Origin of the sequence: Candidatus Marinarcus aquaticus (assembly GCF_004116335.1) — a bacterium.
Taxonomy (GTDB): domain Bacteria; phylum Campylobacterota; class Campylobacteria; order Campylobacterales; family Arcobacteraceae; genus Marinarcus; species Marinarcus aquaticus.
In genome coordinates this window covers 1-26,144 of the sequence record NZ_PDKN01000008.1, presented here as the reverse complement: position 1 = coordinate 26,144, position 26,144 = coordinate 1, and the positions used below count along the sequence as shown (strand labels likewise).

Below are 26,144 nucleotides of genomic sequence, written 5' to 3'. Positions count from 1 at the left end.
AAACTAAATGATATGATAGGCTCAAGCCAAGGGGACAAGTTTGCTAAGTTTGCCCAAGGTATCACCCTAGACCAGCTAATCTACCTAGCAAACAAACACCTAGAAATACTTAGCCCAAGATATGAACTCCAAAGAAACACAGAATCAAACAAACTCTTAGATATAGAGATAATTGACGGCTTCCAAGGAGACGCAGTAAGAGGTGTAAACACTCTCTCAGGGGGAGAAAGCTTTATAGTAAGTCTATCTTTAGCCTTAGGACTATCAAGCCTAGCAAGCCAAAAGATAAGTATAGACTCACTTTTTCTAGATGAAGGGTTTGGAACACTAGATAGCGATAGTCTAGAACTAGCACTAAATGCACTAAATCAACTGCAAAGTTCAGGAAAGATGGTAGGCGTGATTTCCCATGTGGAAGCACTAAAAGAAAGAATTCCATTGCAGATAAAGATAGAGCCTAAGGGTGATGGGACGAGTGGTTTGGAATTGAATACATTTATTTTTAAATAAAATATTTCTAGACAAGTATATTTAGATAAAATATACTTATCTAATTAAAATAGTATAATCAAAAATGACTATTTTAGATATTTATAAACTAGAAAAAAGTAATTCTTAAAGTAGTTGAGAAAAAATAATAGATTAGTTAATAGATTTTGGAGGTTATATAATGGGATTTATGAAAGAAGTTTCTATGATGATGGATGAAGGATTCAACATGGAAGATGCTGTTAAACATGTAGAAGAAGGAAGAGAAATACATCGTACCACTTTATATAGTAGAATACAAAATATTTTGGAACAAAGTGATGGATTTATTAATATTAAAACTTTAAAAGAAGAGTTAAATAATTACAAATATCATAATCCAAATATCGAGACAAACAAAATACTTTTAGAAATATTAAAATATCCTAGCAATTTTTATTATATTGATGGACTTATTATTGATACTAAAGAAGAAGTATTCCAAAAGATTAAAAAGTATCATGATTATATAAAAAATCTGTTAAGCCCTTATTTTAATAAATCGGATATTCAATATATAGTTAGTTTTTTATTTTTTTATAAAAGACTTAACGAATATGAAAATCGTCAATTAGATGATATAAAATTAACTACTTTTATGTTGGAGATAGATAGAAAAAATGTATTAATAGAAAATATAAAACAATTTCACAACTATTATAATTTTGAAATTAATTTAGTAGATGATTTTATTAATTATATTCAAAATTTTAAGATTGAAATACTTGAAGAAATATTTTATATGTTGGAACAATTAGACACTACAAAATATAACCAAGTTGAATTTGGTAAAATTTATGAATATTTAATCGATAAAGACATAGAACACAATTTTACTAACAAATCTATGCAACAGCTAATGTTAAAATTTTTTGAGTTAGGTGATAATTCAACTGTCTTAAATCCTTTTGGTGGATTGGGTGGTTTAGTAATTGAATCTATCCTAAATAATTCAAATATTAATCTTGAGTATAGTGAAATAAATAAGAGAACTCTTCAACTTGGTTTTATGTCTATTTATATGTATGGACACTTTAATATAAAATTTAATCATGAAGATTCTTTTCTCTCATATCAAGATAATCAAAAGTATGATTATTTGATTACAGAATTGCCACTTGCTAGAAAATTTACACAAAATGAATCATATTCTAGTAGTGTTAACAATATTAAATTTAATAATCCAATAGGCAATATCAAATCTAAAGAATCAATACTTTATTACATGATATATACATTATCAAAAATTAACAGTAGTGGAAAAGCTATATTTAATGTTCCAACAGGATTTCTTTTTTATACCTCTACAGATTATATAAAAGTAAGAAAATATTTAATTGAAAATGATTTAATTGAAGCTATTGTAAATCTACCTTCTGGAACAATGTATCATTCTGGGATTAATACATCACTACTACTTATAAATTTTAATAAGAATGAAAAAAATAAAATCAAAATAATAAATGCTCAATTACTGTATGAAGCTAAGACTAGAAATAGAGAAATTGTCAATGAAAGCATTTTAGATATTGATACCATAATGGATTCTTACTATGATGAAACAAAAGATTCATTTTTTATAGATATAGAGAAAATTTCAAAAAAAGATTATAGATTAGATTCAAATATATTTCAAAAAGAAATTTTTGAATTACACCATGCTTTAGAAGACGGGAAAGCTAAATATCTAAAAGATTTGGCTGTAATAAAAAAAGGTAAAAATTTTAATAAATATAAGCTTTCTAACCAAGGTGAATTTCCTATTGTGAAAATTCAAAATTTACATAATGATGTATTGGATTTCTATATAAATAAAAATGATACTTTCGATATGTTACAAGATGTTTCCAGTAGAGATGTGATTTGTGAAGAATGTATTCTAATAGCTTCTGTTGGTGAACAAATAAAACCGACAATATATCGACCAACTAGCAAACTACCAAATATTTTTATTACAACTAATATAATAGCCTTGGTACCAAAAGATGATACGGTTTCAATAGAATATTTATATTACCAAATGTATTCAAAAATTGTCACAGAACAAATAAAAAATTTAACATCGGGTTCTATTAGAACTTTTTTAACAATATCAAGTATATCAGAACTTGTAATTCCTTATGTAGAATTAGAAGAGCAAACAAACTTTATTGATACACAAAAAGCAAATATTATAGCTTTACAAAGAGCTGAATTTGAAACAAAATTAAAACTCATTGGATACAAAGAAGAAGTTGAATCAAAAGAAAGTGATATTGTTAGAACTTTAACTCATCAATTAAGAGCTATATTATCTACAATAAATATGGATGTTGATATTTTAAAAACTATTATGGATTCACAAGATGTAGGAAGTTTAAAAAATAAAAATTTGATTATTCCAGAAGACACTGATTTTGCAAGACCAATAGATTATACTCTTGATGAAATTAGTAACAAAATTAAAGCAAATTCAAAAAAATTACATGATAGTTTAAATATAGTAGATAAAGTAATGCGTTTTAAACTTGATAATAATGATTTTGAAAATGTTGACTTATACGATTTTTTTACCAAATATATAGAATCAAAAAAAACAGAAAATGGGAATAACTTTACTATTAATGTAAAAGGGAAAAGTGTTTATGTTGATTTTAATAAAGCTTCATTTGTTGAGTTATTAGACCAACTAATTTCAAATGCTAGAAAACATGCTTTTAAAGATAGTAATAATGATTATAAAATTGATTTTAATATAAGAGAAAATAAATCAAAAGAAATAGTAACTATTGAATATTTTAATAATGGTCAAAAATTTAATGTTTCCAAGGAAGATTATATAGGAGCGTTTAAAAAAGGACAATCGAGTGATGGCTCAGGTATAGGCGGCAATTTTATTTATAGAATTATTAAAGCCCATAATGGAGACTTGTTTATTGATACAAAAAATGATACAGGATTTAAATTTAAAGTTGAAATCCCACTAAAACATAATGGAGAAATATAATGAATAATATATTAATAATAGATGATCAAAAAGAATTTGTAGATGCATTTCTTACAAAAATGAATGCTAAAAGTATAAATGTAGCTGCGGCAAGAAGTTTTGAGGGGCTTAAAAAAGAAATGCCAAAACTTTATCATAAAATTGCAGTTGTAATATTGGATATAAAATGTTTAATTAATGATAATCAAGAAGTAGAGAATGAAGATTTTATAGGAACAGCGATAACTTATCTAGACCAAAATTATCCAAAATTTCCAAGAATAATTTTAACTGGAGATGATGAATCATTTACTGGATTTCAACGATTTTATAAACATGAAGAAGTTTTTTTAAAAGGACAAGAGGATGATTTATTTACAAGAATTAAATGGTATTGTGATAATTCAGAAAATTTGAGAATTAAAAGAGATTATCAAGATATTTTTGAAATTTTTGAGCAAAACTTAATGGATAGTACCCAAGAGATACAAATGTTGAATATTTTAAAAAATTTAAATGAAAAAGACTCATCTAAATTTAAGGGAATATTGAGTGATGTACGGTCTATGCAAGAAGCTATATATAAAAAAATAAATCAAAAAAATAAAACAATTGTTCCTGATATTATGTTCAAACCTAATGGTATGATAGATTGGAATAAATTAATGAAGCATCTTATAGGTAAATCATCAGAAACAAATTGTGTGAAACAACGTATTCCAGATAATTCAGCATATAAAAATCAAACAATTTTTAATTTTTCAGATTCATTATATTGGTCTTGCGGACAATATATACATACTACTCCTGCGGGAAGTTATATGATAAGTAGTTATGCTTTAAAATCATTAATTTATAATTTACTTGAGTTATTAATTTGGGCAAAACAATATTTGAAATAATTTAATACATGTCTTTTAAATTAGAGGATATATAATAAAAATGCAACAACAAACAAAGGTAAAAGACAATGAACCTATCTAAATCCCTCTACACAAGAGGCATCCAATGCCCCAAAGCACTTTGGCTTAAAAAATACAAGCCAAGTGTACTAACACCACCAGATGAACAAGCACAAATTATATTTAAATAGGAGTATGTAAAAAAAATTGATGGATGATATATTGAGAAGTAATGGATAAAAATAAATATTTAATAATTATAGATAATAAAGATAAAACAGAAGATATAGAGCAACTAGATTTTCAAAGTGATTATGCGAATATCAAGTTTATAACTAATGATACAGTTTATAAATATAAAAAACACAGAGTAGTACAACTTGAATTACTAGAAGAATTAGATCCCTCTGATTATATATTGTATTTAGATGGGAAACTTCTTTCAAATATAATTAAAATTCAAAGTTTCAAACTATATTTTAGGATTTTTTATGAAAATGGAAGAAAAAATATTTATAAATCTTCTCGTTTAACTTTTGAAAAAAATTGTTTGACAAATAAAAATTCAAAAAATATTTTAGAATATTTAAAAGAATTATCAAAAAGTGTTGATGAAGAAAATGATTTTTTATTTAATAGCTATGATAAAATGACATTTATTAGTGAAAAAAGTGTTTTATCAAAATATCTAAATGCTTCAGAAATAGATACTAATGAAAACAAAGAAAGTATAATATTTCCTTTTGGTTTTAATCTAAGTCAAGAAAAGGCTGTTCAAAAAGCTTTGTTAAATCAAATTAGTGTGATAGAAGGTCCCCCTGGAACAGGTAAAACTCAAACCATTCTTAATATTATTGCAAATCTTATTATGAGAAATAAAACTATAGCAATAGTATCGAATAATAATGCCGCTACAAAAAATGTATTTGAAAAATTAGAAAAATATGATTTATCTTTTATCTCTGCTTTTTTAGGGAATAAAGATAATAAAGAGGAATTTTTCTCAAATCAAAACACAAAATATCCAGAGTTTATAAAAAACAAAAAAGATATAGATTTAAATAATTTTACAGAAACAATAGTTGATGATATAGAATCTTTAAAAGTGATGTTAGAACAAAATAATGAACTATCAAAATTAAAACAGCTTCAAATGGAACTTAAAGTAGAAAAAAACCATTTTTTGGATCTATATGAAAAAAGAGAAGATAAAATAGATAGTTATCATAAATTTAATAGATTTAATACAGAGAATATATTATCGTTGTGGGCTGATTTTGAGAAAAGACAAAAATTAAATAAGAAAATATCATTTTTATTTAAATTTAAAATTTTAATAAAATATCGAATTCTTTTATTTTCACTATATAAGAACTCTATAGATTCTATTATTTTACTTTTACAAAAGTATTTTTATATACAAAAAGAAAAAGAGGTATTAAAACAGATAAAAAAACTAGAAGATACTTTAAAAGACTTTGATTTTGATAATAGTATGAAACTATTTAGCGAAAAATCAATGCTTTTATTTAAAGCTTTTTTATCAAATAAATATGGTTTTAAAACCCAAAGAGATAGCTTTGATGATGATATTTTATGGAAAAGTGATAAGTTTGATAACTTTATTGAAGAATATCCTGTAGTTTTAAGTACAACGCACTCTTTAAGAAACTGTATAGCCAATGGGAAATTGTATGATTATTTGATTATTGATGAAGCTTCACAAGTAGCTATTGTAGCTGGTTCATTAGCATTGTCTTGTGCAAAAAATGTTGTAGTTGTTGGAGATTTAAAGCAATTACCTCATGTAATAAAAGATGAGACAAAAGAAATCGTTAATAATATATATAATAACTACAAAGTTAGCAATCCTTATAATTATGAAGAAAGTTTATTATCTTCTATTTCTAAAATTTATAAAGATATTCCTAAAACATTGTTAAAAGAACATTATAGGTGTCATCCCAGAATTATAGGGTTTTGTAATAAAAAGTTTTATAATAATGAGTTAATAGTTCTAACAAAACAAAATGATGAAGATATACCTCTTACTTTATATAAAACTGTAGAAGGTAATCATGCAAGAGGAACATATAATCAACGGCAAATAGATGTGATTGAAAAAGAGATATTACCGAACATAGACAAAATAAATATAGGGATTGCATCACCTTTTAGAAAACAAGTTTCTAAATTAAATAATTTATTTGAAAATGATGAAGAGATTGTTATAGATACAGTTCATAAATATCAAGGCAGAGAAAAAAATATAATGATTTTATCAACTGTTGTAGACAAAGAAAATGACTTTGTTGATAATGAAAATCTTCTAAATGTCGCAATTTCAAGAGCAGTTGATAAACTTTTTGTTGTTGTTTCTGATAGAGAGAAAAATAAAAATATGAAAGATTTAGTAAATTATATTAAATATAACAACTTAGAGATAAAAGAAAGTAAGGTATATTCAATTTTTGATTTATTATATCAAAGTTATTCCCCATACTTAAAAAAATATTTAACAAAATATAAAAGTTTGAGCAAGCATAAATCAGAAAATTTAATGAATATTGTTATTGAACAAATATTAAGTGAGGATATATTCTCTCACTTAGGTAGAGTTATTCATATGCCATTAAATAGATTAATTAGGGATTTAAGTATACTGACTGAAAGAGAACAAAAATTTGTTCTTCATCCTGAATCTCATATTGATTTTCTGATATATAACAAAATTAATAATAGTACTGTATTAGCTGTAGAAGTTGATGGGTATGCATATCATGAAAATAATCCTGAACAATTAGAAAGAGATAGAGTAAAAGACTCTATTCTAAATAAAAGTGAGATAGCTATTATGAGGTTTAAAACTAATGATAGTAAAGAAGAAAAAAGATTAAAAAAATGTTTGATTAATCTGTTATGAATAGATAGAAAGACAATTACAAAATGCAATATGGGATGACCATCGTATTTGGTATAAGTTTTGATAATGATTTTTAAATGTATCTGGTGGGTCATGAAGGACTCGAACCTTCGACCACTCGGTTATGAGCCGAGTGCTCTAACCAGCTGAGCTAATGACCCATAATAAACAAATGGCGGACAGAGAGGGATTCGAACCCTCGGTACCGTTACCAGTACGCATCCTTAGCAGGGATGTGGTTTCAGCCAACTCACCCATCTATCCTTTGGTTTGAGGTTGTAATTTTATTGAATAATAGTTAAAACATCGCTTAAATTTGACAAAGAATTTTAGAGTTTTTCTAAAATTCTTTTTACGACGTCTGCGGGGTTTTCAGATTTATAAATGGGTCGACCAACAACGATAAAATCGACACTTTGTTCTTGTGCTAAAGCAATGTCTGCAACACGTTTTTGATCTCCTGCATCCTCACCAAATGGTCGAATACCTGGACACAGTGTTACAAAACTGTTTGAAGTGTTGTTTTTAATATCTTGACTCTCAAAAGCAGAACATACAACACCATGAATCCCAGACTCATGTGCATCTTTTGCAAACTGCGTTGCTTTTGACGCAATATCTTGATTATAAACTGCTTGAAAGTTTGCCTCATCAAAGCTTGTCAATGCCGTTACAGCTAGAACGATGGGTTGTTGTTCACACCCTTTTAATCTTTCCATTACTGTACTCATAGCAACTTTTCCTGCACTTGCATGTACATTAAACATATCCACACCAAACTGTGCAATCTCTTGTGCAGCATCAGCCATGGTATTGGGGATATCATGAAGTTTTAAGTCCAAGAAGATTTTAAAGTTAGGATTAATCGCTTTAAGTTGAGCTAAAAAAGCATATCCGTCTCGAATAAATGCTCGTAGCCCTACTTTTAACCAAACATCATACTCTTTGATTTTTTCTACGAGTTCTAGATTCTCTTTTGCACTGGGCAAATCTAATGCAACACACAGTTTCACTTATTGACCTTGTCAAGTAATCCATTGATAAACTTAGGTGCATTGTCCCCTGCAAGTCTTTTTGCAAGTTCAATTGCTTCGTTGATGATAATAGGTTTGTCTAAACTTTCAAACTTAATCTCATACGTTGCCAATCGTAAAATTGACCGCTCCACTGAACCAATATCTTCTAAACCCCGTTTGTCTAAATGCAATGTGATTTCCGTATCGATTTCTTCAATGTGTTCAATCACTCCATTAAAAAGTCGAAGTGCAAACTCTTTTTGTTTGTTTCTGATTTTTCTGTCTTCTAAAATATCATCCACAAAACTTGCAATGCCTTCATTCCCTAAATCATAGGCGTATAAAAGACCAATTACTGACTCTCGGGCTTGTGCTCTTGTTGCCAACCTTATTTCCCCATTTCGCTGTATAAATCCAGCATCTCAATAATTGTTACCATCGCTTCTGCACCTTTGTTTCCTACTTTGCTTCCAGCTCGCTCGATTGCTTGCTCGATTGTATCCGTAGTTAATACCCCGTTTGATACAGGTTTACCATATTTTAGTGCCACTGTTGCAATCCCTTTTGTGGCTTCTGCAGAGATATAATCAAAGTGTGGAGTTGCACCTCGAATCACAGCACCAACACAACAAACAGCGTCATATTTACCTGTTGCCAAGGCTTTTTCAAGTGCAAAAGGGATCTCAAATGCACCTGGAACTAAAATCAAATCTAAATTTTCTTCATTACCACCGTGTCGTAAGAATGCATCTTTAGCACCTTCAACCAATCTGTCAGTAATAATATGGTTAAATCGTCCATTAATGACAGCGATTTTTTCATTTCCATTGAGTCTTAATTTACCTTCAATTGTCTTCATGTTTACTCCGTATTCTATTTATGTTTGCGATTATACTACAATTAATCATTAAGCCCTCTTAATTGCCTAATGCCTCTTTAATTGCAAAAATATCATTCACTGTTTTATACAGTTCATCCACTTGCAGCATGTTAGGACCATCACTTTTTGCCACACTTGGGTCGGTGTGTGTTTCAAAGAAGAAACCATCCACACCCACTGCGGCAGCTGCTTTTGCCATGTATGGAACAAAAGCTGAATTCCCTCCTGTTGTTCCACCCGTACTTGGTATTTGAACAGAGTGAGTGGCATCAAATATCACAGGTGCATACTCTCTCATAAGAAGTAAGTTTCTCATATCTACAACTAAGGCTCCGTATCCAAAGGTGTTTCCTCGTTCGCACAACCACACCCCTGCCTCTTTTGAGTTTTGGTAATTGACCTCATCAAAGCCTCGAGTTTGTAACACTTTCTCTACGGGATGTTTCATCGCATCTGCTGCTAGAAACTGCCCTTTTTTAATATTGACTTTAGCCCCCGTTTTAGCTGCAGCTACAAGTAAATCTGTTTGTCGGCACAAGAACGCTGGAATTTGAACAATATCCACAACCTCAGCGGCCATCGCTGCTTGATGTGATTCATGAATGTCTGTAACGACTTTATATCCAAACTCTTTTTTCACCTCTTCAAAAATTCGTAAGCCCTCTTCTAAACCGGGCCCACGGTATGAACTTAAACTGGTTCGATTGGCTTTATCAAAAGAGGCTTTAAAATAGAATTCCACTCGCTTATCTTCACTGAGTGGTTGCAATTTTTTTGCAATGTCAAAGACCGTCTCTCTGTCTTCTAAAACACATGGACCTGTTAATATAATCATTTAAATAACCTTTGTTTAAAAATTGTTTTTTCTTCCCCCGTGAGTGCATAGTAGAACTCATAAGGGTTTTGAGCAATATACTCAATGTCATTTTGTGCATACGCATCGCATGCAAACAAAATTTTGTCATCTTGCCGTATGGGCATATTCCAATGAGGCAGGACAATCGTATCATCACTTCTAAGAAGCAACAACGGAATGACATTGTTATGTTGATGACGATTATGCAGTGAAACTTGAAAAATGCTTAACATCAATTCGCTTTTTTCTAAAAAGTTAATCACCTCAGGTGCTTCTTGTTCATTGATAGTCATCTCGTATAAAAGCGGTGCATTATCAATTTTTTGCAATAAATCTTTGACCAAATGCATCGCCCAAGCTTCATCTTTTTCCATGATGCATCGAGCAAACTGATCCGCCAATGGGTTGATCAACGCATTGGTGATTTTATTGATGATGATTTTTGATGGCATAAACAGATAATTCATTTGAGCATTGCTAAAAATCGAGACATCATCCATCTCATCTTCTCTTGCAAGCGTTAAAATACTGCTGTTGAGTTTTCGTGCAGTTGCTAAAATAGAGATATTGACCGTGTCATTATTGGTAAATGCCACAATAGCAACCGCTTCTTTTACTCCTGCTTGTTCTAATACCTCTTTATCATCTGCATCCGCCACGATAAAATTTTGAAGCTCTCGTTCACTCAAACCATCAAGCTTTTTTTTGTTTCTTTCAATAAAGAAAAGATCCACCTCTTTTTCATCTTTAAGGGTACGATAAATGCTCTGTCCCATTCGTCCAAAACCACATACAATATATCGCCCAATTGGCAGTTTTGGCATATGCGCATCCAATGTATCAATTTGGTACAACCACTTTTCAAGTTTGAGTAAATGCGGCGATTGTATCGCCATTTTTAACTCATTGGCAATCGTAACAAAAGGATTGACAATGATTTCTGCATTGATATCGTTTAAATTATTCACACTTTTAGGGTGAGTAGCTTTAACTGCTAAAGTGATGTTCTTATTTAAAAGCTTAGAGACAATTCCTATCCGTAAATTCAGTGCATCATTGTTAAACAATGAAACCACCGCTTTACAATTTAGGCGTGAAATCCCCGCAGCTTCAAGCGATTTTGGAGAGTGTACGTTATCCAATAACACTGGGACTGTTGGCGTATAACTCTCTAAAATAAGTGAATTAACTCTCTCTTCATCTTTTTCAATCACCACGGCTCGAATATCTGCATCAAGCAGTCGTTTGATGATTTCACTGGTGATGTAGTTGTAGCCTAAAAGGATGATATACTTTTTACGTATGGCTTTGACTTGTCGTTTAAATCTCACCCTTGAAATTTCATGCAAAAACATCTTATTTTGCAACAGACTGATTAATGCTCCCACACCATAAAACCAACCAATTACGGTCAAATAGACACAAAATGAGACCCACAGCCTTTGAGCATAAGTAAACTCATAAGGTGTTTCTCCAAATCCAATGGTAGTAGCTGTATACGTAATAAAATAAAACGCATCAAAGATACTCATGTGGTATGGATTGCCATTGCTGTCTACACCCTCAATAATCAGCAAACCTGTAATTGAAATGGTGTAGGTTAAGATGATGACAATAAAGGGCATCCTCATCTTGTGAAAGACGATCCAAAGTGAACTGTTTTGCACAATCATTCCTATTGGTTAAGCAAATCTATCGTTTAGACTTAATGGTTTCACCCACATACAATGCAACAGAAGTGATATTGGCCAACAGTGCTCCACCACTTAACGAAATAATAATTGATGCAATCTCTCTGTCAATTGTATAGGCATACGCTGCTACTCCCCAAATAATGGCTGCTGCAATCAGTTGAATATCTGCAACCAGTGAAGTTGCTAAAAGCACTGAACCCATTTGTGTTTTATCACCCAGTTTCAAAGTGGTCGCAATAAGGTTAATGATAATTGCTGCAAAGAGCTCATACTTACTGTGCGTCTCTAATGAATCAATATCTCCATAGAAAAACCCAAAGTTAATTGTCATCGCTAAAATGATAAAAAATCCAGAAATTACTTTGTCTAAATTCATACTTCTTCCCCTACTTTGTAACTAAGCTTTTACTTTACTGACCAAATAGCCACTGTAAACTATGAGCATTATACCTAAAAATATCCAAATGTCAGGCCAAGCATCCCCTAAAAAAAGCCCCAAAATAATTGAAAAGACAATATTGGAATAGCTGATGGTTCCTATAATACCTGCTTTGGCACTGCTATAAGCTTTGGTCATATAAATTTGTGCAAACGTTGAGAACAGACCCAATGCGATGATTAAAAGTATGTCCGAAGTTTGAGGCATGGCAAAAGGGGCAATCACAAAATCAAACGTAGTAGTTGTATAAAATTCTGCCAAAATCATTAGAAAAACAGGGCCTATCGTACCAATGGTCATAAAAGATAACACAATGGCTCTGTTCTCATAATAGTTTCTAAGCTCACGAATTGAAGTATAAGCCAACCCAGCGCCCACACCACATAAAATCCCCAACCAGTCTGTTTTATCTAAATTGCTGCCATCAAACTTGGTGATAAATAAAATCCCAATAAAACCAATTAAAATTCCAACCCAACCCTTAAACGAGATTCTCTCTTTGACAAAAATGTATGCAAATATTGCTGTAAAAATAGGAGACGTTTTAGAAAAAGTCATCGCTTCAGCTAAAGAAATTTGTGAAATATTATAAAAAAACATCAATAAAGCTGTAAAACCTGCTAAACCTCTGAACACTAAAAGCCAAAACTTCCCACCCGTTTGTTGCAAAGGTCGTTTATACACAGACAGTGCAATTAACACAACACCAAACACATTTCGAAAAAAAACCACTTCAACAGAGCTCATATTGTCACTCAACTCTTTTGCAAAAGCACCCATAAAAGCAAATAACAGCGAAGCTATCAACATGTACTGTATTCCCTGTTTTGTCTCGTTCGTCATATAATCCCTACTTATTTCAAATCAAAATTTAATACATATTTTGTTAAAATCCATCCTATTATCAATCTAGGAGAATCAATGTCATTTTTAAATGACCCACAATATCAATTGCCCATTGCACTTATTATTTTTATATTCTTCTTGCTTGCACGAAAACTGTTTCGAATCATTATATTTACATTTATAAGCAAACTCGTTACAAAAACAAAAACAACGTTTGACGACGAACTGCTACATGCAGTTGAAAAACCAACACACTTTCTTTTTATTGTTATTGGTTTACAGGTGGCTTTAGGATTTATTGAAATTCCAGAAGATCTGCAAGCATTTGTCGGTCACACCATAAAATCCCTCTTTGGATTTACTATTTTTTGGGCGATTTATAACATGCTCAATCCACTTTCAAATGTGTTGCATAAAATCACCGCTAAGTTCGGTAAAGAGTTAAGCGATGATATTACAAACTTCATAATAAAGAGTTTAAAATTTGTCGTTATTTCCATCGGGTTTGCTGCCATTATGAATGAGTGGGGATACAACATCAGTGGCTTCTTAGCGTCACTTGGTTTAGTGGGTATGGCACTGGCACTGGCTGCCAAAGATACCGCAGCCAACCTCTTTGGTTCACTGGTTATTTTCTCAGATCGACCCTTTAAAATTGGGGATTGGATTTACACTCCCGATGTGGAAGGTATTGTTGAGCGTATTGGTATTCGTTCAACCAAAATACGAACCTTTGCACAAGCCTTGGTCACCGTACCCAATGCCGTTTTAGCCAACAGTGCCATTTTAAATTGGTCAGCCATGGGAAAACGTCGTATTAAGATGCAATTGGGTTTGACCTACTCTACAACGGCCTTACAGATGCAAACCATTGTGGAAGAGTTACGGGAAATGCTCTTAAATCATAAAGAGATTCATCAAGAGACCATTCACATCTACTTTACAGATTTCAATGACTCTTCACTGGGTATTTTTTGCTACTTCTTTACCAATACAATTAATTGGGGAGAGTACATGAAAGTAAGAGAAGATGTCAACTTAAAAGTGATGCAACTTGTAGAGAAAAATGGCGCTTCATTTGCGTTTCCAAGTCGTTCAATCTATATTGAAACCGACAATGAAAACAGCAACACCAATCAATTAATTTAAACAGGATAACAATGAAATATTTACAAATTTTAGGACAAAAAAAACTTGCTGGAGAAGTGAGCATTTCAGGAGCAAAAAATGCTGCACTGCCACTTTTAGCCTCAACCATCTTAGCAAAAAATAGTGTAGAAATCTGCAACTTACCCAATGTTGTGGATATCAATACCCTGTTAAAACTGCTTGAGATGTTAGGAAGCAGTTTTTCTAAAATTGATAACAACTGTATTACGATTAATACACTCAACATCAATGAAACAAAAGCCACCTATGACATCGTCAAAACCATGCGAGCTTCGATTTTAGTTTTAGGACCACTGCTGGCACGATTTGGACATTGTGAAGTGTCACTGCCGGGAGGATGCGCGATTGGTCAAAGACCTGTTGATTTACACTTAAAAGCTTTAGAGCAAATGGGTGCCATCATTGAGATTAAAGCGGGATATATTCTTGCAACTGCACCCAAGGGATTAAAAGGTTCTACGATTGTTTTTGATAAAATCACCGTAACGGGAACAGAGAATATCATTATGGCAGCAGCCTTAGCTCATGGTACCACTAAAATCATCAATGCGGCTAAAGAGCCTGAAGTGGTACAACTGTGTGAAGTCTTAAGAGATGCTGGATTAAACATCAAAGGCATTGGTACCAATGAAATTGAGATTGAAGGAACCGCACAAGAGCTATTAGAGTTCAAAGATTTTGGCATCATTGCTGATAGAATTGAAGCAGGAACTTACCTTTGTGCAGGCGCCATTGCAAACAGTAAAATCACTTTGAATAATGTCATACCCATGCACTTAGATGCTGTGTTATCTAAACTTGAAGAGATGGGATTTGGTATTGAAAAAACAGATACAACCATTACCTTACTACCTGCAAAAAGCATCAAACCAGTGAAACTGACAACCACAGAGTACCCAGGCTTTCCTACAGATATGCAAGCACAGTTCATGGCACTTGCAACACAAGCCAATGGGGTGAGTATCATTGATGAAAATCTGTTTGAAAACAGATACATGCACGTGAACGAACTTCTTAGAATGGGAGCAGATATTACACTCAAAGGGCATACAGCAACCATCACTGGAACGCCAAATGCATTGACAGGAACGGATGTCATGGCAACTGATTTACGAGCAAGTTCAGCATTGGTACTGGCTGCACTTGTTGCCAAAGGGACAACCAATATTCATCGAATCTATCATCTTGACAGAGGCTATGAAAATTTAGAAGAAAAACTCACTGCACTTGGAGCAGATGTCAAACGTTTCAACGAGTAGAACTCTCGGGAACAGCTCTTTAGAGGTACCCTTAAGTGAGTTTGTATTACAATTAAAAATTAACACAAAAAGGTGAACAAAGTATTATGAAATTAGAAATATCACTCTTTAAATTTGATGCTCAATCGGACTACTTACCCTACTATACAAAACATTTTGTAAAAATTAAAGAGGAACGCACACTTTTAGATGTTCTTAAAACCATCCACAAAGATGAAGCGTTTGGGTTCAATCCACACATCGATTTTGGTGTGGTTTTAAATGGACTTTATACCACTTTGGATATCGAACTTGAAACCATTAAAAAAGAGTTTGGAGTAGAGCTTCAAATTGAACCTGTGAGCATAAAACGCGTTTATAAAGACCTACTTATCAATGAAGATGACTTCAACGAAAAATTCAAACTGCTTGAAGCCTTTACAACACAAGCAGACAAAGCACTCTATGACTCTTATAAACTCTACTATTATGCGTCAAATACATTGAATGTCAATGAAGAGTATATCGGCGATGCAATTATATTATTGGCGTATGATCTGATCCAAAAACAGCCAGAAAACAAAATGGCTATTTTAGAAGTTCTCAATTCTAAAGAAAAGGGCATCGCATTTCACACTTCACTGAAAAACAGAGTTTTTAATCTTCCTGAAGAGATTGAAAATAGTATTATTGCCCTTCAAAAAGAGTTGAATGTTGTCTCTGAAGCATCGGTACAACTATTGAAAAAAGGTTCAAAAAACATTGACTTTGATAAACCATGTGGTACATCCATCATTAAACACACCTTTAAAGAGTTTAATATTGCATATTACACCGGAAACAAAGGGTGTGAAAAGACACACAACCTTTTACATGCTTTGGATGCAAACTATTTACAACTGCAAAGCATGAACAATGACATTGCAAAAGAGGTGTTTCATCTCAATGAAGATTTTACCTATAAGCTTGCTGCGGAAGTCATCTTAGATGCCTTTGACAACGGTGCAGACTTTATGGTTGTGGACAATGAAGATGACTTCTATTTATTTGATGGAAAAAGAAACGAACTGCAACGTGTCAGTGGAAGAGAGGTCAATCTTCCCGTCATTCACAGCAATGAGTTATCAAAACTGGTATGTGGACTTCATGATGAAGCACAAAAAACACTCGCCCAACACAGCATTAATCCTCAACTGATCTGATGAAACTGGGTTACGAATTTATTCTCGCGTCAATAGCAATGTTTCTAATGCTATTGCCGCTTTATATTTATGTTAAAAAAAGAAAAAAAAGCCTCTTTGAAAAATCAGATTTAGAGCACTTTAAACACGAAGTAGAAATCTATTTTTCCAACCGACATCCAATGGTTCCACTGGATTATTCTATTTTTAAAACCAGTAAAGAACAAGCAACCAGTGATAATATGGAAGAGGTGATGGTCATAGAGGATTTAGTCTCACAATTTATTCATATGCCTTATAGTTTAAAGACTCAGCCCTCAGTAGGGAAAGAATTACTTTGGGCAACGTACGAAGAGAACTCCTTTGTCAAAAAAGACAAAATCCCCAAAGATCTTTCTCAACGAAAAGAGTTGGTTTACAGAAGAGATTTACAAACGTGTAAACGGTGTGGGCAAAAACTCAAACCAACCGATGCTTACTTAGGAATGATCAAAAAGATAGAGGATGGTGGCACGTATCATTTAGAAAATCTGGTTACATTTTGTGTAGATTGCAACCGTATTGTTAAAGCAGATGAACCCGCAAAACTGGCATCCTCTTTGAAAATCTATGACGATTTAATCCATCTATCAAATCGTTACTCATAAGCTAAACCCAACTGCTGTAAATGTTGTTGATGCACTTTTACAGAGTTTACAGCCGTTGTTGTCTTCTCTTCTTGTAAGTTCTCTTCTAATTTTTTTGCAAACTTTTTTTGAAGTGCTTTTAAACTGCTCAACTCTTGTGTGACTTGCGTTAAATTCTTTGAACTGGGCACAATATATGGAGTTAATATCACCACTAAATTGATACGATCTTTGGCATTTTTAGTGTCTTTAAAAAGGTTTCCTAACAGTGGGATATCTGATAAAATGGGAACTTCTGTATTGACTTGCGTCTGTTTATTTTTTATCAAACCACCCAATATAACACTCTCTCCATTGGATACAATGGCCGTGGTTTTCACCTCTTTTTTAGTGGTATCAGGATTGACTTGTCCTTGTTGCAGCTCTTTTGCATCTTCTTGTATGGCTTGTATATCTAAAACTACTTTTTGTTCATTAGAGACACGAGGTTTGATTTTCAGAGTCAGTCCAATGTCTTCTCTTTGAAAACTGTTATTGGTCGTACCCCCATCGGTTGTGGTTGAACCCGTTTGAAACGATTTTGTCTCCCCTACATAAATAATCGATTCTTTATTATTCATACATAAAATGGAGGGTTGAGAAACAATATCAATGACTTGGTTCTCATTTAAAAAGTTCAACGTTGCACCCAAAGAAATAGCAGATTGCAATGTCTTGGTTTCAAAGGAAAAAAGTGAAAAAATACTCTCATTAACCGCATTGCTTACGCCACCTAAATTGGCACCCAAAGAGAAAATGGTATTGCCTGAAACATCCAAACCACTCAATCCATACTTTAAACCTAAACTTTTTGTTTTAAGTTCACTTTGTTCCACAATTTTTGCTTCCACATAGACTTGGTACTTTTCATGGTCTAATTCCGTGATAATCTCTTTAGCTAATGCAATATCTTCTTGAAGTCCTAAGAGAACAAGCGCATTACTGCTGTTATCTTTTGATACAAAAAGTTGTTTGTTTTTAAATCGATGTTGGAGCAGTTCTTCAAGTACGGGAAATACCGTTTCTACATCGGCATTATTTAAACTGATAATTTCAACACTTTTCTTATGATTGTTCTTTGTTTGTTTTTGAATGACCTTATAAATACCCTTATCCAATTTTATGGCATAACCTTTTGATTCCAATACCATTTTTAATAGATTAAAAAGTTCAGAAGGGTTCAATTGTTGGTTGGAAACAAAATCTACGTTGCCTTGGACAGAGTCAATTATCAATATGTTTTTATCTATTTGTTTGGAGGTGATATGAATGAGTTCTTGTATGCTTAAGTCAGTGAAATTGATTTTAATTTTTTCAGAAGGAGAAGAGTAAAGGAGTGTTTGAATCATCAGAAGAAAAGAGAGCGCGGACTTCCTCAAATTCATTCATCCCCTTTATGATTGTTTTAAAAACAACACAATTATAATACAATTTTATAAATTATGCAAGAGAAAAATCACTTAAATTTGACATTTAATGGCAATTCTTTTTGTAATTGTTCCAATTTTTCTTCAGTGGCCGAAAGTGTGAGCGTCACATCTTGTTCAAAAACTTTATGAATAACCTCAATTTCAAGTTGGTTAAGAAGATACTCTATTTGTGAAAGCATACTGTAATCCATTTGAAGCAATGCTTCTTCTTTTTTTTCATACATATAAAGTTCACTCTCATTAATGACGGCATTGACTGCATCACTGTAAGCGCGTACAAGTCCACCTGTTCCAAGTTTTATTCCACCAAAATATCGCACAATTATGACACCTGTGTTAATCAGCTCTTGTCCTGCAAGCACATTCAGACTTGGTTTTCCACTGGTGCCTTTTGGTTCACCATCATCACTGCTGTTTTCAACAATTTGTTCAAACTCATTAAGATATCGGTAGGCATAGACATGATGTCTGGCTTTGGGGTGTTCTGTTTTTAATCGTTGCATCACGTCATCAAACATCACATACGGAAACAGATGTGCAATGAATTTGGACTTCTTCTCTTCAAAAACTGAACTAAACTCTTTTTGAACAAATTTCAACTATAATACCGCCTATGAGATTGGATATATTTTTAACAAAAAACCATGATGTACAAAGCAGAAATAAAGCGTGTGAGCTGATAAAAACATCAAAAGTTAAAGTCAATGGTGAGATTATAACAAAACCATCATTTAATGTGGAACAAACGCATACCATTGAACTGCTTGAAGAGCAACTTTATGTCTCCAGAGCCGCGTATAAGTTAAAATATTTCCTCGAAGAGATTCCTCTAGATATCAAAGGTAAAAAAGCCCTTGACATTGGTTCAAGTACAGGTGGTTTTACGCAAATACTTTTAGAAAAAGAGGTTGAGAGTGTCACTTGTGTTGATGTGGGAAGCAATCAATTGCATGAGAGTATCAAATATCATGCCAAAATCTCATTTCATGAGCAGTGCGATATTCGAAACTTCAAAGCACAAACGCCTTTTGAACTGGTGACCTGTGATGTTTCATTCATCAGTTTGCATCATATTTTAGATGCAATTAATGAACTGAGCAGTCATGAGATTATCATTTTATTTAAACCCCAATTTGAAGTGGGTAACCATATCAAACGTGATAAAAAAGGGGTCGTAAAAGATGCCAAAGCGATTGAAAAAGCACGAAGCACTTTTATAGAAGCGACCAGAAAATTGAATTGGACACTTCAATATCACAGTTTGAGTCAACTTGAAGGTAAAGAGGGCAACCAAGAAGAGCTTCTTTACTTTATTAAGCAGTAGGAGAAACATGTTAGTCGATAAAAAAAGTATCACCTCAATTGCCATTGGTGGTTTTGATGGCATGCACATGGCGCATCAAACACTCTTTGCAAACTTAACAAAAAATGGTGCTATAGTTGTTATAGAGACCGGATATGCCAACTTAACCCCCAAAACCAAACGAGAAGCTTTCACCTCCTACCCGATATACTATTACGATTTACAAAGTATTAAACACTTACAAGGCAAAGAGTTTATGGCACTTTTAAATGAAGAGTTTCCCAACATGCGAAAAATTGTAGTGGGATTTGACTTTTGTTTTGGTGCGAATAGAACTCACTGTATCAGTGAACTCAAAGAGCTCTTTCATGGGGAAGTAGTGGTGATTAATGAAGTGTGTATCAATAATATTCCCGTACACTCAAGAATCATTCGAGAATATATTGTCAAAGGAGATTTCCTCACAGCCAACACTTTGCTTGGCAGAAAATATACCATCGATGGTGTTCAAGTCAAAGGTCAAGGGCTTGGTTCAAAAAGTTTTGTGCCCACAATCAACTTAAAAGTTGAGGATTATTTGCTTCCCAATGAAGGGGTTTATGCCACCAAAACCATCGTAGAAAAACAAAGTTATGAATCGATTACTTTCTTAGGTCACAGAGTAACCACCGATGGTTCTTTTGCTATAGAGACTCACATATTGGACAAGAACTTAACCAACCACAGGAAAGAGGTGCAGATCAAGTTTTTTGAAAAAATACGAGACAATCAAAAGTTTGATTCCTTTGAAGACTTGAAACTTCAAATTGACCAAGACATTATTGATGTTAAAAACTATTTTCAAAAATGATTCAGTGTGCAAAAAAATTATATGAATATAACTTTCAATTCGATACAATATTAAGATGATAGATAAAGTATTTGAAAAATCTATAACCAAACAATTTGAGTTTGATGAAGAGGTTGCATCCGTTTTTGATGACATGCTCAACCGTTCTGTTCCATACTACAAAGAGATGCAACGATTGACCATCAATTTTGCTTTGAATTTTTTAGAGAACAATGATAAAGTGTATGATTTAGGTTGTTCAACTGCTTCAACACTGATTGAACTTGCAAAACATTGTGATAAAGAGTTGCAACTTATTGGGATTGATAACTCAAATGCCATGCTCAACCGAGCTAAAAACAAAGCAAAAGCTTTTGGTGTAGCAATTGAGTTTATTGAAGGAGATATTCACGACATTGCATTAGAAGATGCAAAGTTGATTATCTCAAACTATACACTGCAATTTATTCGCCCACTGCATCGAGAGAAGCTGGTTCAAAAAATTTATGATTCTTTAGAGAGTGGCGGAGTGTTTATATTCAGTGAAAAAGTGATTTCATCCAATAAAACACTCAATAAACAGTCTATTGATGAGTATTATAAATTTAAAAAAACACAAGGTTACTCTGAATTTGAGATTGCTCAAAAAAGAGAAGCGTTAGAAAATGTTTTGATTCCTTACAGTGAAGAGGAGAACAGACAAATGATAGAAGATGCAGGATTTTCACACTGTGAAACCCTTTTTAAGTGGGTGAATTTTGCAACGTTTATTGCCATCAAATAAATTAAAGCCTCTTCTGAGGCTCTTTAGGTTTTGCTTCTTTTAATAGGAATTTATTTCCTATACTAAAAAGAAGAAAGAAATAATACGGTCCCTTTTTATTGGGACTAATAAAAAGGAAATAATATGTTAGAAGTTGGAACAAAAGCTCCAGAGTTTTGTATTCCCAATCAAGATGATGTTGAAATTTGTCTGAGAGATTTAGCGGGAAAATGGATTGTATTATATTTTTATCCTCGGGACAACACACCTGGTTGTACCACAGAAGCTTGCGACTTTACTGCTGCAATGCCAGACTTTGAAGGCTTAGATGCGTTGATTTTGGGTGTCAGTCCTGACACACCTGCTAAACACAGAAACTTTATAGAAAAGCAATCACTGGATATCACACTTTTAGCAGATGAAGATAAAAAAGTGTGTGAAGCGTATGGTGTATGGCAACTTAAAAAGTTCATGGGACGAGAGTCTATGGGTGTTGTAAGAAGCACCTTTATTATCAATCCTGAAGGAAAAATTGCAGCAGCTTGGGAAAAAGTCAACGTTCGAAAGAAGAAAAAAGTCAAAGGTGAAACGGTAGAAGTCCTTCACGTAGACGTTGTTAAAGAGACATTAAAAGAATTACAATCAAAATAAGGAATAAAATGAAAAACAAAATATTACTGCTTTGTGCATCTTTGTTTGTTACACTGTCACTTCAAGCAAAAGAGACAATATGTTATAAAAAAGACTGGTTATCTCCAGGAACGATTGAAACAACAACACTTGATGGAGGTGAGTGTAACTCGACATTCAGTGTTATTGAGATGAAAGAAAAAGGGTGGAATATCAAAGATATTCAAGTGAGTTCTTCTAAAAAGGGTTTAAACTATACCTATACATTTACAGATGTTCAACCTAAAGTCAGTAAATTTTTAAATGCAAAAAAAGAGGTTACGATTCCTTCGTTTGACATCCAATACACAAAAATATATGATGTTTCTAACAATGAAGCAAAAATCAATATAGCAAACCTTAAAAAAGGTCAAAGTGGTATTGTCGTACACACATATGAAGATGGGAAATCGGTGATTGTAAACAATGCACATGTAATAAACAGTAATGAAAGCTACTCTGTTTTACGACTCTCACAATTTGACGATTTAGAGCAAGACGCTATTCCTACAACCAACAGAAAAAGTGCCAATGGTGACACTTTTATTCTGAACTACTTGTATGACGCTTCACTTTTAATTGCACCCACCTCACAAAGTTTCAGTGTGGTAAGAGAAAAATTCAAAAAGAATAACTTTTTACATTCAGATATTTTTGCAACGCACTTAAAACTTGAAAATGAACCATTGCCTTCAAAAAAGACATTTATTAAATTCAGTAAATTCCAAAACATTGGTACCATATTTTTTGTTGTAAACAGTCAAGTCTATGTGGTGGATGCAAAAACATTTTCAGTCTTACACTCATATCCTGTTCTTTACTCAAACAATGATGAACAACTGCCATTTTATACGCGAGTTGCAGAGATTGACAAAGCATTCTGGGATATCGATTTTGATGGTTACATTGACATCATTAAAGACTTAGTGGGTGCCAATGAGCAAACTGAAGAAGAGTACCTCAATGAGGACTTGAAACTTGCAGATGGTCAAAAAACACACCAAGAGAATTATGAAGCATACTATATGAATCTTTTAGGATTAACGGATGTTAGACAATAAACACTTAAATCATTTTAAAAGCATTGTTGGAGTTGAGAATGTCAAATCAGACAAAGCACACCTCATTGCATACTGTTATGATGCAACAAGAGAACGATTTGAACCTGATGCCGTGGTTTTTCCAAGAGATGAACAAGATGTATCAAATATTTTAAAATATTGTAACGAACATAAAATCATTATCGTTCCGCGAGGTGCAGGTTCTTGTTTTACAGGTGGTGCGCTTCCTGCGAATGGAGGAATCATTCTTTCACTTGAAAGACACATGAATCAAATCCTTGAAATTGATATGGAAAACATGCTTGGGATTGTACAACCAGGTGTTATCAATATGGATTTTCAAAAAGCAGCTGAAGCTGTAGGACTTTTTTACCCACCAGATCCAGCAAGCGAGATGTACTGTACTTTAGGTGGCAATGTTGCTGAAAATGCAGGTGGTATGAGAGCGGCTAAATATGGTATTACAAAAGATTACGTTGTCGCTTTACGAGCCGTACTTCCAAACGGAGAGATCATCACTGCAGGTAAAAAGACCATTAAAGATGTAGCAGGATATAACACTGCAGGTATTTTGATTGCTTCAGAAGGAACATTGGCGGTTATTACTCAAATTACCTTGAAACTTATTCCTAAACCAAAATTGAAAAAAACATACATGGGTATTTTTCCTGATGTAACCAAAGCGATGAATGCAGTATTTAAATCACTTGCAGCTGGAGCGAACCCAGTGGCGATGGAGTTTTTAGATGCCTTAGTGATTGATGCTCTCAAACAAAAATTCCCAGATATTGACCTGCCACAAAATGCAGGTGGTATTTTAGTGGGAGATGTGGATGGTTCATCTGAAGCTGAAATCACTTCACAACTTGAAACACTCAAACAATCTTTTAAAGATAATGGTTCCAATGGCTTTATCGTAGCTCAAAGTGATGAAGAGGCAGATAAACTCTGGTTTGCACGTAAAAATGCAAGTCCTGCAACCATGGTGTACGGTACTAAAAAACTCAATGAAGATATTTCAGTTCCAAGAAGTAAACTGCCAGAAGCTCTTGAAGAGATTTACAAAATTGCCGATAAATATGGTTTAAAAGCACCATGTTTTGGACACTCTGGAGATGGAAACATCCATGTTAATGTCATGGTTAAAGATAAAAACAATGAACAAGAGATGGCCGATGGACACAAAGCCATCGAAGAGATTTTTCAACTGGTTGTTGATATGGGAGGTACACTTTCAGGTGAACACGGTATTGGATTATCAAAAGCTCCATTTATGAACATCGCTTTTAACCAAGCTGAGATGGAACTCTTTAAAAGCATCAAAAAAGCATTTGACCCCAATAATATTTTAAATCCATTTAAAATGGGACTTTAAATGAAAAAAGAGAAAAGAGTCGAAAAAACTCCTTTTCAAAAGCTGATATCTGCATTGGATTCGTTTTTTAATGACGACACCACGTATTATGCAGCCAGCTTAAGTTTTTTCACTATTTTCTCTATTCTTCCCATTATTGCTTTAGCTATTTCCATAGTATCAAGCTTACCTCAGTTTGACAACTACATTGAAATCTTTATGCAATATATCTTAGAGTTATTAAACCCTACGCACTCCAAACAATTCATCACACAAATTGAGAATTTCATTTCAAACTCAAATCACTTAGGTTCAATTGGTATTATTTACATGCTGTTTGTATTTACCATGTTTTTTAAAGACTTTGAATACATTGTCAATAAAATTCACAAAGCAAAACGAAAATCGATTTATGCTTCGTTTTTCTTTTATCTATCATTTATATTGGTATTTCCTATTTTATTTGTTGCTTATTTAGTTATGATTGCTTTGTTTGACAATGCATTTTTTAATTTCTTACTCTCTTTTTGTTTTGCGTGGATTATTTTCTTTGGATTATTTAAATTAACGGTCAATCGATACATCGATAATAAAGCAGCTCTTATAAGTTCATTTCTAACACTTGTAACGCTCAGCGTTACTAAAAACCTATTTGTCTACTATGTGGTTTATAATAAAACCTATACAACCATTTATGGCTCACTGGCAACGTTGTTGTTTTTCTTCTTTTGGATATACATCTCTTGGATTATCTATTTATATGGAGTAAAACTGTGTCATCAGCTCAATATCAAAGCCTTAAGTCATCGATTTAAAACAAATACACATGTGGATTAATATTATAGGAGTAATTGGTGTATCTATTGTGGTACTTACCTATTTACTTTTACAATTAGAGAGAATCAATGCAAACGGTTTTGGGTATTCATTTCTAAATGCCTTGGGCTCATTAATGATTCTTTACTCTTTAACATACAATTGGAATCTGGCTTCAGTCATCATAGAATTCTTTTGGATAGTCATCAGCTTATTTGGTTTATATAAATGGTATACAAACAATAAAAAAGAGAAACGTATAAACTGATTTCACTTTCAGAAAATCACCTAACCTATCTTAAAATCCAAATAGTATATTGTACAATAGAAAGAATTTGTGTAGTAAATAATAGATTGGAGTAGTAAGACACAATAAAGCAGTAAAATGCAGACATAAAAAAAGGCCTAGGGTTAAACATCTGATGATGTCTAAAACTAAGCCTGTAAATAAAATTTGTCCCTGAAAAAGATGCAAATCTTTTTTAGCACAAATACTCAAAGCTGGCAGCGGCTTACGTTTCCACACCTGAAAGGTGCAGTATTATCAGCGATGAAGTGCTTGACTTCCAGGTTCGGAATGGAGCTGGGTATTTCCACTTCTCTATAGCCACCAGCA

25 protein-coding genes, 2 tRNA genes and 1 rRNA gene are annotated in these 26,144 nt (G+C 32.9%); 16 read left to right on the top strand and 12 right to left on the bottom strand.

The genetic code is table 11. The features are described from left to right. The first annotated feature begins 12 nt into the window (after window positions 1-12). From CRV04_RS10420 to CRV04_RS10405, 4 genes are all read left to right on the top strand, one after another. On the top strand, window positions 13-510 hold the full coding sequence (locus CRV04_RS10420; protein ID WP_128996789.1) for an SbcC/MukB-like Walker B domain-containing protein: 498 nt from the start codon (window positions 13-15) through the stop codon (window positions 508-510). 169 nt (window positions 511-679) lie between these two features. Beyond that, window positions 680-3,514, top strand: a complete 2,835-nt coding sequence (locus tag CRV04_RS10415) for an N-6 DNA methylase (protein ID WP_164969149.1) — start codon at window positions 680-682, stop codon at window positions 3,512-3,514. Further along, window positions 3,514-4,395: a hypothetical protein gene (locus CRV04_RS10410; protein ID WP_128996787.1), complete on the top strand. Its 882-nt coding sequence runs from the start codon at window positions 3,514-3,516 to the stop codon at window positions 4,393-4,395. Before CRV04_RS10415 ends, CRV04_RS10410 begins: the two co-directional genes overlap by 1 nt. Window positions 4,396-4,627: 232 nt before the next feature. Next, window positions 4,628-7,318, top strand: coding sequence for an AAA domain-containing protein (locus CRV04_RS10405; protein ID WP_128996786.1), 2,691 nt, complete (start codon window positions 4,628-4,630; stop codon window positions 7,316-7,318). Between the two features lie 84 nt (window positions 7,319-7,402). On the opposite strand, the gene CRV04_RS10400 is transcribed toward CRV04_RS10405, so the two are convergent. The 9 genes from CRV04_RS10400 to CRV04_RS10360 form a co-directional block, all read right to left on the bottom strand. Beyond that, window positions 7,403-7,479: transfer RNA gene (locus CRV04_RS10400), tRNA-Ile, on the bottom strand. Between the two features lie 12 nt (window positions 7,480-7,491). Then, a tRNA-Ser gene (locus CRV04_RS10395) sits at window positions 7,492-7,582 on the bottom strand. A gap of 65 nt (window positions 7,583-7,647) precedes the next feature. Further along, entirely contained in the window at window positions 7,648-8,331 is a 684-nt protein-coding gene (gene pyrF / locus CRV04_RS10390; protein WP_128996785.1) for an orotidine-5'-phosphate decarboxylase, read from the bottom strand. Continuing rightward, complete coding sequence (gene nusB / locus CRV04_RS10385; RefSeq protein WP_128996784.1) at window positions 8,328-8,720, bottom strand: transcription antitermination factor NusB; 393 nt, start codon at window positions 8,718-8,720, stop codon at window positions 8,328-8,330. The genes pyrF and nusB overlap by 4 nt, the downstream gene beginning before the upstream one ends. Before the next feature lie 2 nt (window positions 8,721-8,722). Then, a complete protein-coding gene (gene ribH / locus CRV04_RS10380) occupies window positions 8,723-9,193 on the bottom strand; it encodes a 6,7-dimethyl-8-ribityllumazine synthase (protein ID WP_128996783.1) in 471 nt (156 codons plus the stop codon). A gap of 58 nt (window positions 9,194-9,251) precedes the next feature. Beyond that, on the bottom strand, window positions 9,252-10,049 hold the full coding sequence (gene kdsA / locus CRV04_RS10375; protein ID WP_128996782.1) for a 3-deoxy-8-phosphooctulonate synthase: 798 nt from the start codon (window positions 10,047-10,049) through the stop codon (window positions 9,252-9,254). Further along, the gene (locus CRV04_RS10370; protein WP_419188592.1) at window positions 10,046-11,743 is read right to left on the bottom strand and encodes a potassium channel family protein; all 1,698 of its coding nucleotides are present in this window, start codon (window positions 11,741-11,743) and stop codon (window positions 10,046-10,048) included. The genes kdsA and CRV04_RS10370 overlap by 4 nt, the downstream gene beginning before the upstream one ends. Window positions 11,744-11,762: 19 nt before the next feature. Next, window positions 11,763-12,140, bottom strand: a complete 378-nt coding sequence (locus tag CRV04_RS10365; RefSeq protein WP_128996780.1) for a DUF6394 family protein — start codon at window positions 12,138-12,140, stop codon at window positions 11,763-11,765. Window positions 12,141-12,161: 21 nt separating this feature from the next. After that, complete coding sequence (locus CRV04_RS10360) at window positions 12,162-13,046, bottom strand: DMT family transporter (RefSeq protein ID WP_128996779.1); 885 nt, start codon at window positions 13,044-13,046, stop codon at window positions 12,162-12,164. A 78-nt stretch (window positions 13,047-13,124) separates the two neighbouring features. Here CRV04_RS10360 and CRV04_RS10355 point away from each other — a divergent pair, with 78 nt between their 5' ends. The 4 genes from CRV04_RS10355 to CRV04_RS10340 all read left to right on the top strand — a co-directional run bounded on the left by CRV04_RS10355 (window position 13,125) and on the right by CRV04_RS10340 (window position 17,285). After that, complete coding sequence (locus CRV04_RS10355; protein ID WP_128996778.1) at window positions 13,125-14,198, top strand: mechanosensitive ion channel family protein; 1,074 nt, start codon at window positions 13,125-13,127, stop codon at window positions 14,196-14,198. Window positions 14,199-14,209: 11 nt separating this feature from the next. Further along, window positions 14,210-15,478 (top strand): UDP-N-acetylglucosamine 1-carboxyvinyltransferase, encoded by a 1,269-nt coding sequence (gene murA / locus CRV04_RS10350; protein ID WP_128996777.1) that lies wholly within the window; start codon window positions 14,210-14,212, stop codon window positions 15,476-15,478. An 86-nt stretch (window positions 15,479-15,564) separates the two neighbouring features. Next, on the top strand, window positions 15,565-16,659 hold the full coding sequence (locus CRV04_RS10345) for a DUF5644 domain-containing protein (protein WP_128996776.1): 1,095 nt from the start codon (window positions 15,565-15,567) through the stop codon (window positions 16,657-16,659). A gap of 47 nt (window positions 16,660-16,706) precedes the next feature. Next, on the top strand, window positions 16,707-17,285 hold the full coding sequence (locus CRV04_RS10340; protein ID WP_164969148.1) for an HNH endonuclease: 579 nt from the start codon (window positions 16,707-16,709) through the stop codon (window positions 17,283-17,285). Here the strand turns inward: CRV04_RS10340 and CRV04_RS10335 are convergent. Both CRV04_RS10335 and CRV04_RS10330 read right to left on the bottom strand, forming a co-directional pair. Beyond that, complete coding sequence (locus tag CRV04_RS10335) at window positions 17,276-18,688, bottom strand: type II secretion system protein GspD (RefSeq protein ID WP_128996774.1); 1,413 nt, start codon at window positions 18,686-18,688, stop codon at window positions 17,276-17,278. The genes CRV04_RS10340 and CRV04_RS10335 overlap by 10 nt on opposite strands. A gap of 71 nt (window positions 18,689-18,759) precedes the next feature. Beyond that, the gene (locus CRV04_RS10330; protein ID WP_128996773.1) at window positions 18,760-19,332 is read right to left on the bottom strand and encodes a YigZ family protein; all 573 of its coding nucleotides are present in this window, start codon (window positions 19,330-19,332) and stop codon (window positions 18,760-18,762) included. A gap of 14 nt (window positions 19,333-19,346) precedes the next feature. Here CRV04_RS10330 and tlyA point away from each other — a divergent pair, with 14 nt between their 5' ends. The 8 genes from tlyA (at window position 19,347) to CRV04_RS10290 (ending at window position 25,796) form a co-directional block, all read left to right on the top strand. Then, window positions 19,347-20,057 carry a 23S rRNA (cytidine-2'-O)-methyltransferase TlyA gene (gene tlyA, locus CRV04_RS10325; protein WP_228126536.1) on the top strand — a complete coding sequence of 237 codons (711 nt, stop codon included), beginning with the start codon at window positions 19,347-19,349 and terminating at the stop codon, window positions 20,055-20,057. Between the two features lie 7 nt (window positions 20,058-20,064). Continuing rightward, a complete protein-coding gene (locus CRV04_RS10320) occupies window positions 20,065-20,886 on the top strand; it encodes a bifunctional riboflavin kinase/FAD synthetase (RefSeq protein WP_128996772.1) in 822 nt (273 codons plus the stop codon). A 55-nt stretch (window positions 20,887-20,941) separates the two neighbouring features. Continuing rightward, window positions 20,942-21,649, top strand: a complete 708-nt coding sequence (cmoA, locus tag CRV04_RS10315; RefSeq protein ID WP_128996771.1) for a carboxy-S-adenosyl-L-methionine synthase CmoA — start codon at window positions 20,942-20,944, stop codon at window positions 21,647-21,649. Window positions 21,650-21,772: 123 nt separating this feature from the next. After that, window positions 21,773-22,279: a thioredoxin-dependent thiol peroxidase gene (gene bcp / locus CRV04_RS10310; RefSeq protein WP_128996770.1), complete on the top strand. Its 507-nt coding sequence runs from the start codon at window positions 21,773-21,775 to the stop codon at window positions 22,277-22,279. An 8-nt stretch (window positions 22,280-22,287) separates the two neighbouring features. Next, on the top strand, window positions 22,288-23,358 hold the full coding sequence (locus tag CRV04_RS10305) for a plasminogen-binding N-terminal domain-containing protein (protein ID WP_128996769.1): 1,071 nt from the start codon (window positions 22,288-22,290) through the stop codon (window positions 23,356-23,358). Continuing rightward, window positions 23,345-24,733: an FAD-binding oxidoreductase gene (locus tag CRV04_RS10300; RefSeq protein ID WP_128996768.1), complete on the top strand. Its 1,389-nt coding sequence runs from the start codon at window positions 23,345-23,347 to the stop codon at window positions 24,731-24,733. Before CRV04_RS10305 ends, CRV04_RS10300 begins: the two co-directional genes overlap by 14 nt. Further along, window positions 24,734-25,549 (top strand): YihY/virulence factor BrkB family protein, encoded by an 816-nt coding sequence (locus tag CRV04_RS10295; protein ID WP_128996767.1) that lies wholly within the window; start codon window positions 24,734-24,736, stop codon window positions 25,547-25,549. Next, window positions 25,539-25,796: a CBU_0592 family membrane protein gene (locus tag CRV04_RS10290; RefSeq protein WP_128996766.1), complete on the top strand. Its 258-nt coding sequence runs from the start codon at window positions 25,539-25,541 to the stop codon at window positions 25,794-25,796. Before CRV04_RS10295 ends, CRV04_RS10290 begins: the two co-directional genes overlap by 11 nt. Before the next feature lie 231 nt (window positions 25,797-26,027). Here CRV04_RS10290 and rrf read toward each other — a convergent pair. Then, window positions 26,028-26,143: ribosomal RNA gene (gene rrf / locus CRV04_RS10285) — 5S ribosomal RNA — on the bottom strand. Window position 26,144: the final 1 nt, after the last annotated feature.

Coding starts and splice junctions, on each gene's coding strand:
- cmoA (WP_128996771.1), top strand. CDS start 20,942: ATGATAGATAAAGTATTTGAAAAATCTATAACCAAACAATTTGAGTTT.
- CRV04_RS10300 (WP_128996768.1), top strand. CDS start 23,345: ATGTTAGACAATAAACACTTAAATCATTTTAAAAGCATTGTTGGAGTT.
- CRV04_RS10415 (WP_164969149.1), top strand. CDS start 680: ATGAAAGAAGTTTCTATGATGATGGATGAAGGATTCAACATGGAAGAT.
- CRV04_RS10410 (WP_128996787.1), top strand. CDS start 3,514: ATGAATAATATATTAATAATAGATGATCAAAAAGAATTTGTAGATGCA.
- CRV04_RS10360 (WP_128996779.1), bottom strand. CDS start 13,046: ATGACGAACGAGACAAAACAGGGAATACAGTACATGTTGATAGCTTCG.
- murA (WP_128996777.1), top strand. CDS start 14,210: ATGAAATATTTACAAATTTTAGGACAAAAAAAACTTGCTGGAGAAGTG.
- CRV04_RS10305 (WP_128996769.1), top strand. CDS start 22,288: ATGAAAAACAAAATATTACTGCTTTGTGCATCTTTGTTTGTTACACTG.
- bcp (WP_128996770.1), top strand. CDS start 21,773: ATGTTAGAAGTTGGAACAAAAGCTCCAGAGTTTTGTATTCCCAATCAA.
- CRV04_RS10290 (WP_128996766.1), top strand. CDS start 25,539: ATGTGGATTAATATTATAGGAGTAATTGGTGTATCTATTGTGGTACTT.
- tlyA (WP_228126536.1), top strand. CDS start 19,347: ATGAGATTGGATATATTTTTAACAAAAAACCATGATGTACAAAGCAGA.
- CRV04_RS10320 (WP_128996772.1), top strand. CDS start 20,065: ATGTTAGTCGATAAAAAAAGTATCACCTCAATTGCCATTGGTGGTTTT.
- CRV04_RS10295 (WP_128996767.1), top strand. CDS start 24,734: ATGAAAAAAGAGAAAAGAGTCGAAAAAACTCCTTTTCAAAAGCTGATA.
- ribH (WP_128996783.1), bottom strand. CDS start 9,193: ATGAAGACAATTGAAGGTAAATTAAGACTCAATGGAAATGAAAAAATC.
- CRV04_RS10405 (WP_128996786.1), top strand. CDS start 4,628: ATGGATAAAAATAAATATTTAATAATTATAGATAATAAAGATAAAACA.
- CRV04_RS10335 (WP_128996774.1), bottom strand. CDS start 18,688: ATGAATTTGAGGAAGTCCGCGCTCTCTTTTCTTCTGATGATTCAAACA.
- CRV04_RS10370 (WP_419188592.1), bottom strand. CDS start 11,743: ATGATTGTGCAAAACAGTTCACTTTGGATCGTCTTTCACAAGATGAGG.
- CRV04_RS10365 (WP_128996780.1), bottom strand. CDS start 12,140: ATGAATTTAGACAAAGTAATTTCTGGATTTTTTATCATTTTAGCGATG.
- CRV04_RS10345 (WP_128996776.1), top strand. CDS start 15,565: ATGAAATTAGAAATATCACTCTTTAAATTTGATGCTCAATCGGACTAC.
- CRV04_RS10355 (WP_128996778.1), top strand. CDS start 13,125: ATGTCATTTTTAAATGACCCACAATATCAATTGCCCATTGCACTTATT.
- kdsA (WP_128996782.1), bottom strand. CDS start 10,049: ATGATTATATTAACAGGTCCATGTGTTTTAGAAGACAGAGAGACGGTC.
- CRV04_RS10420 (WP_128996789.1), top strand. CDS start 13: ATGATAGGCTCAAGCCAAGGGGACAAGTTTGCTAAGTTTGCCCAAGGT.
- CRV04_RS10340 (WP_164969148.1), top strand. CDS start 16,707: ATGCTATTGCCGCTTTATATTTATGTTAAAAAAAGAAAAAAAAGCCTC.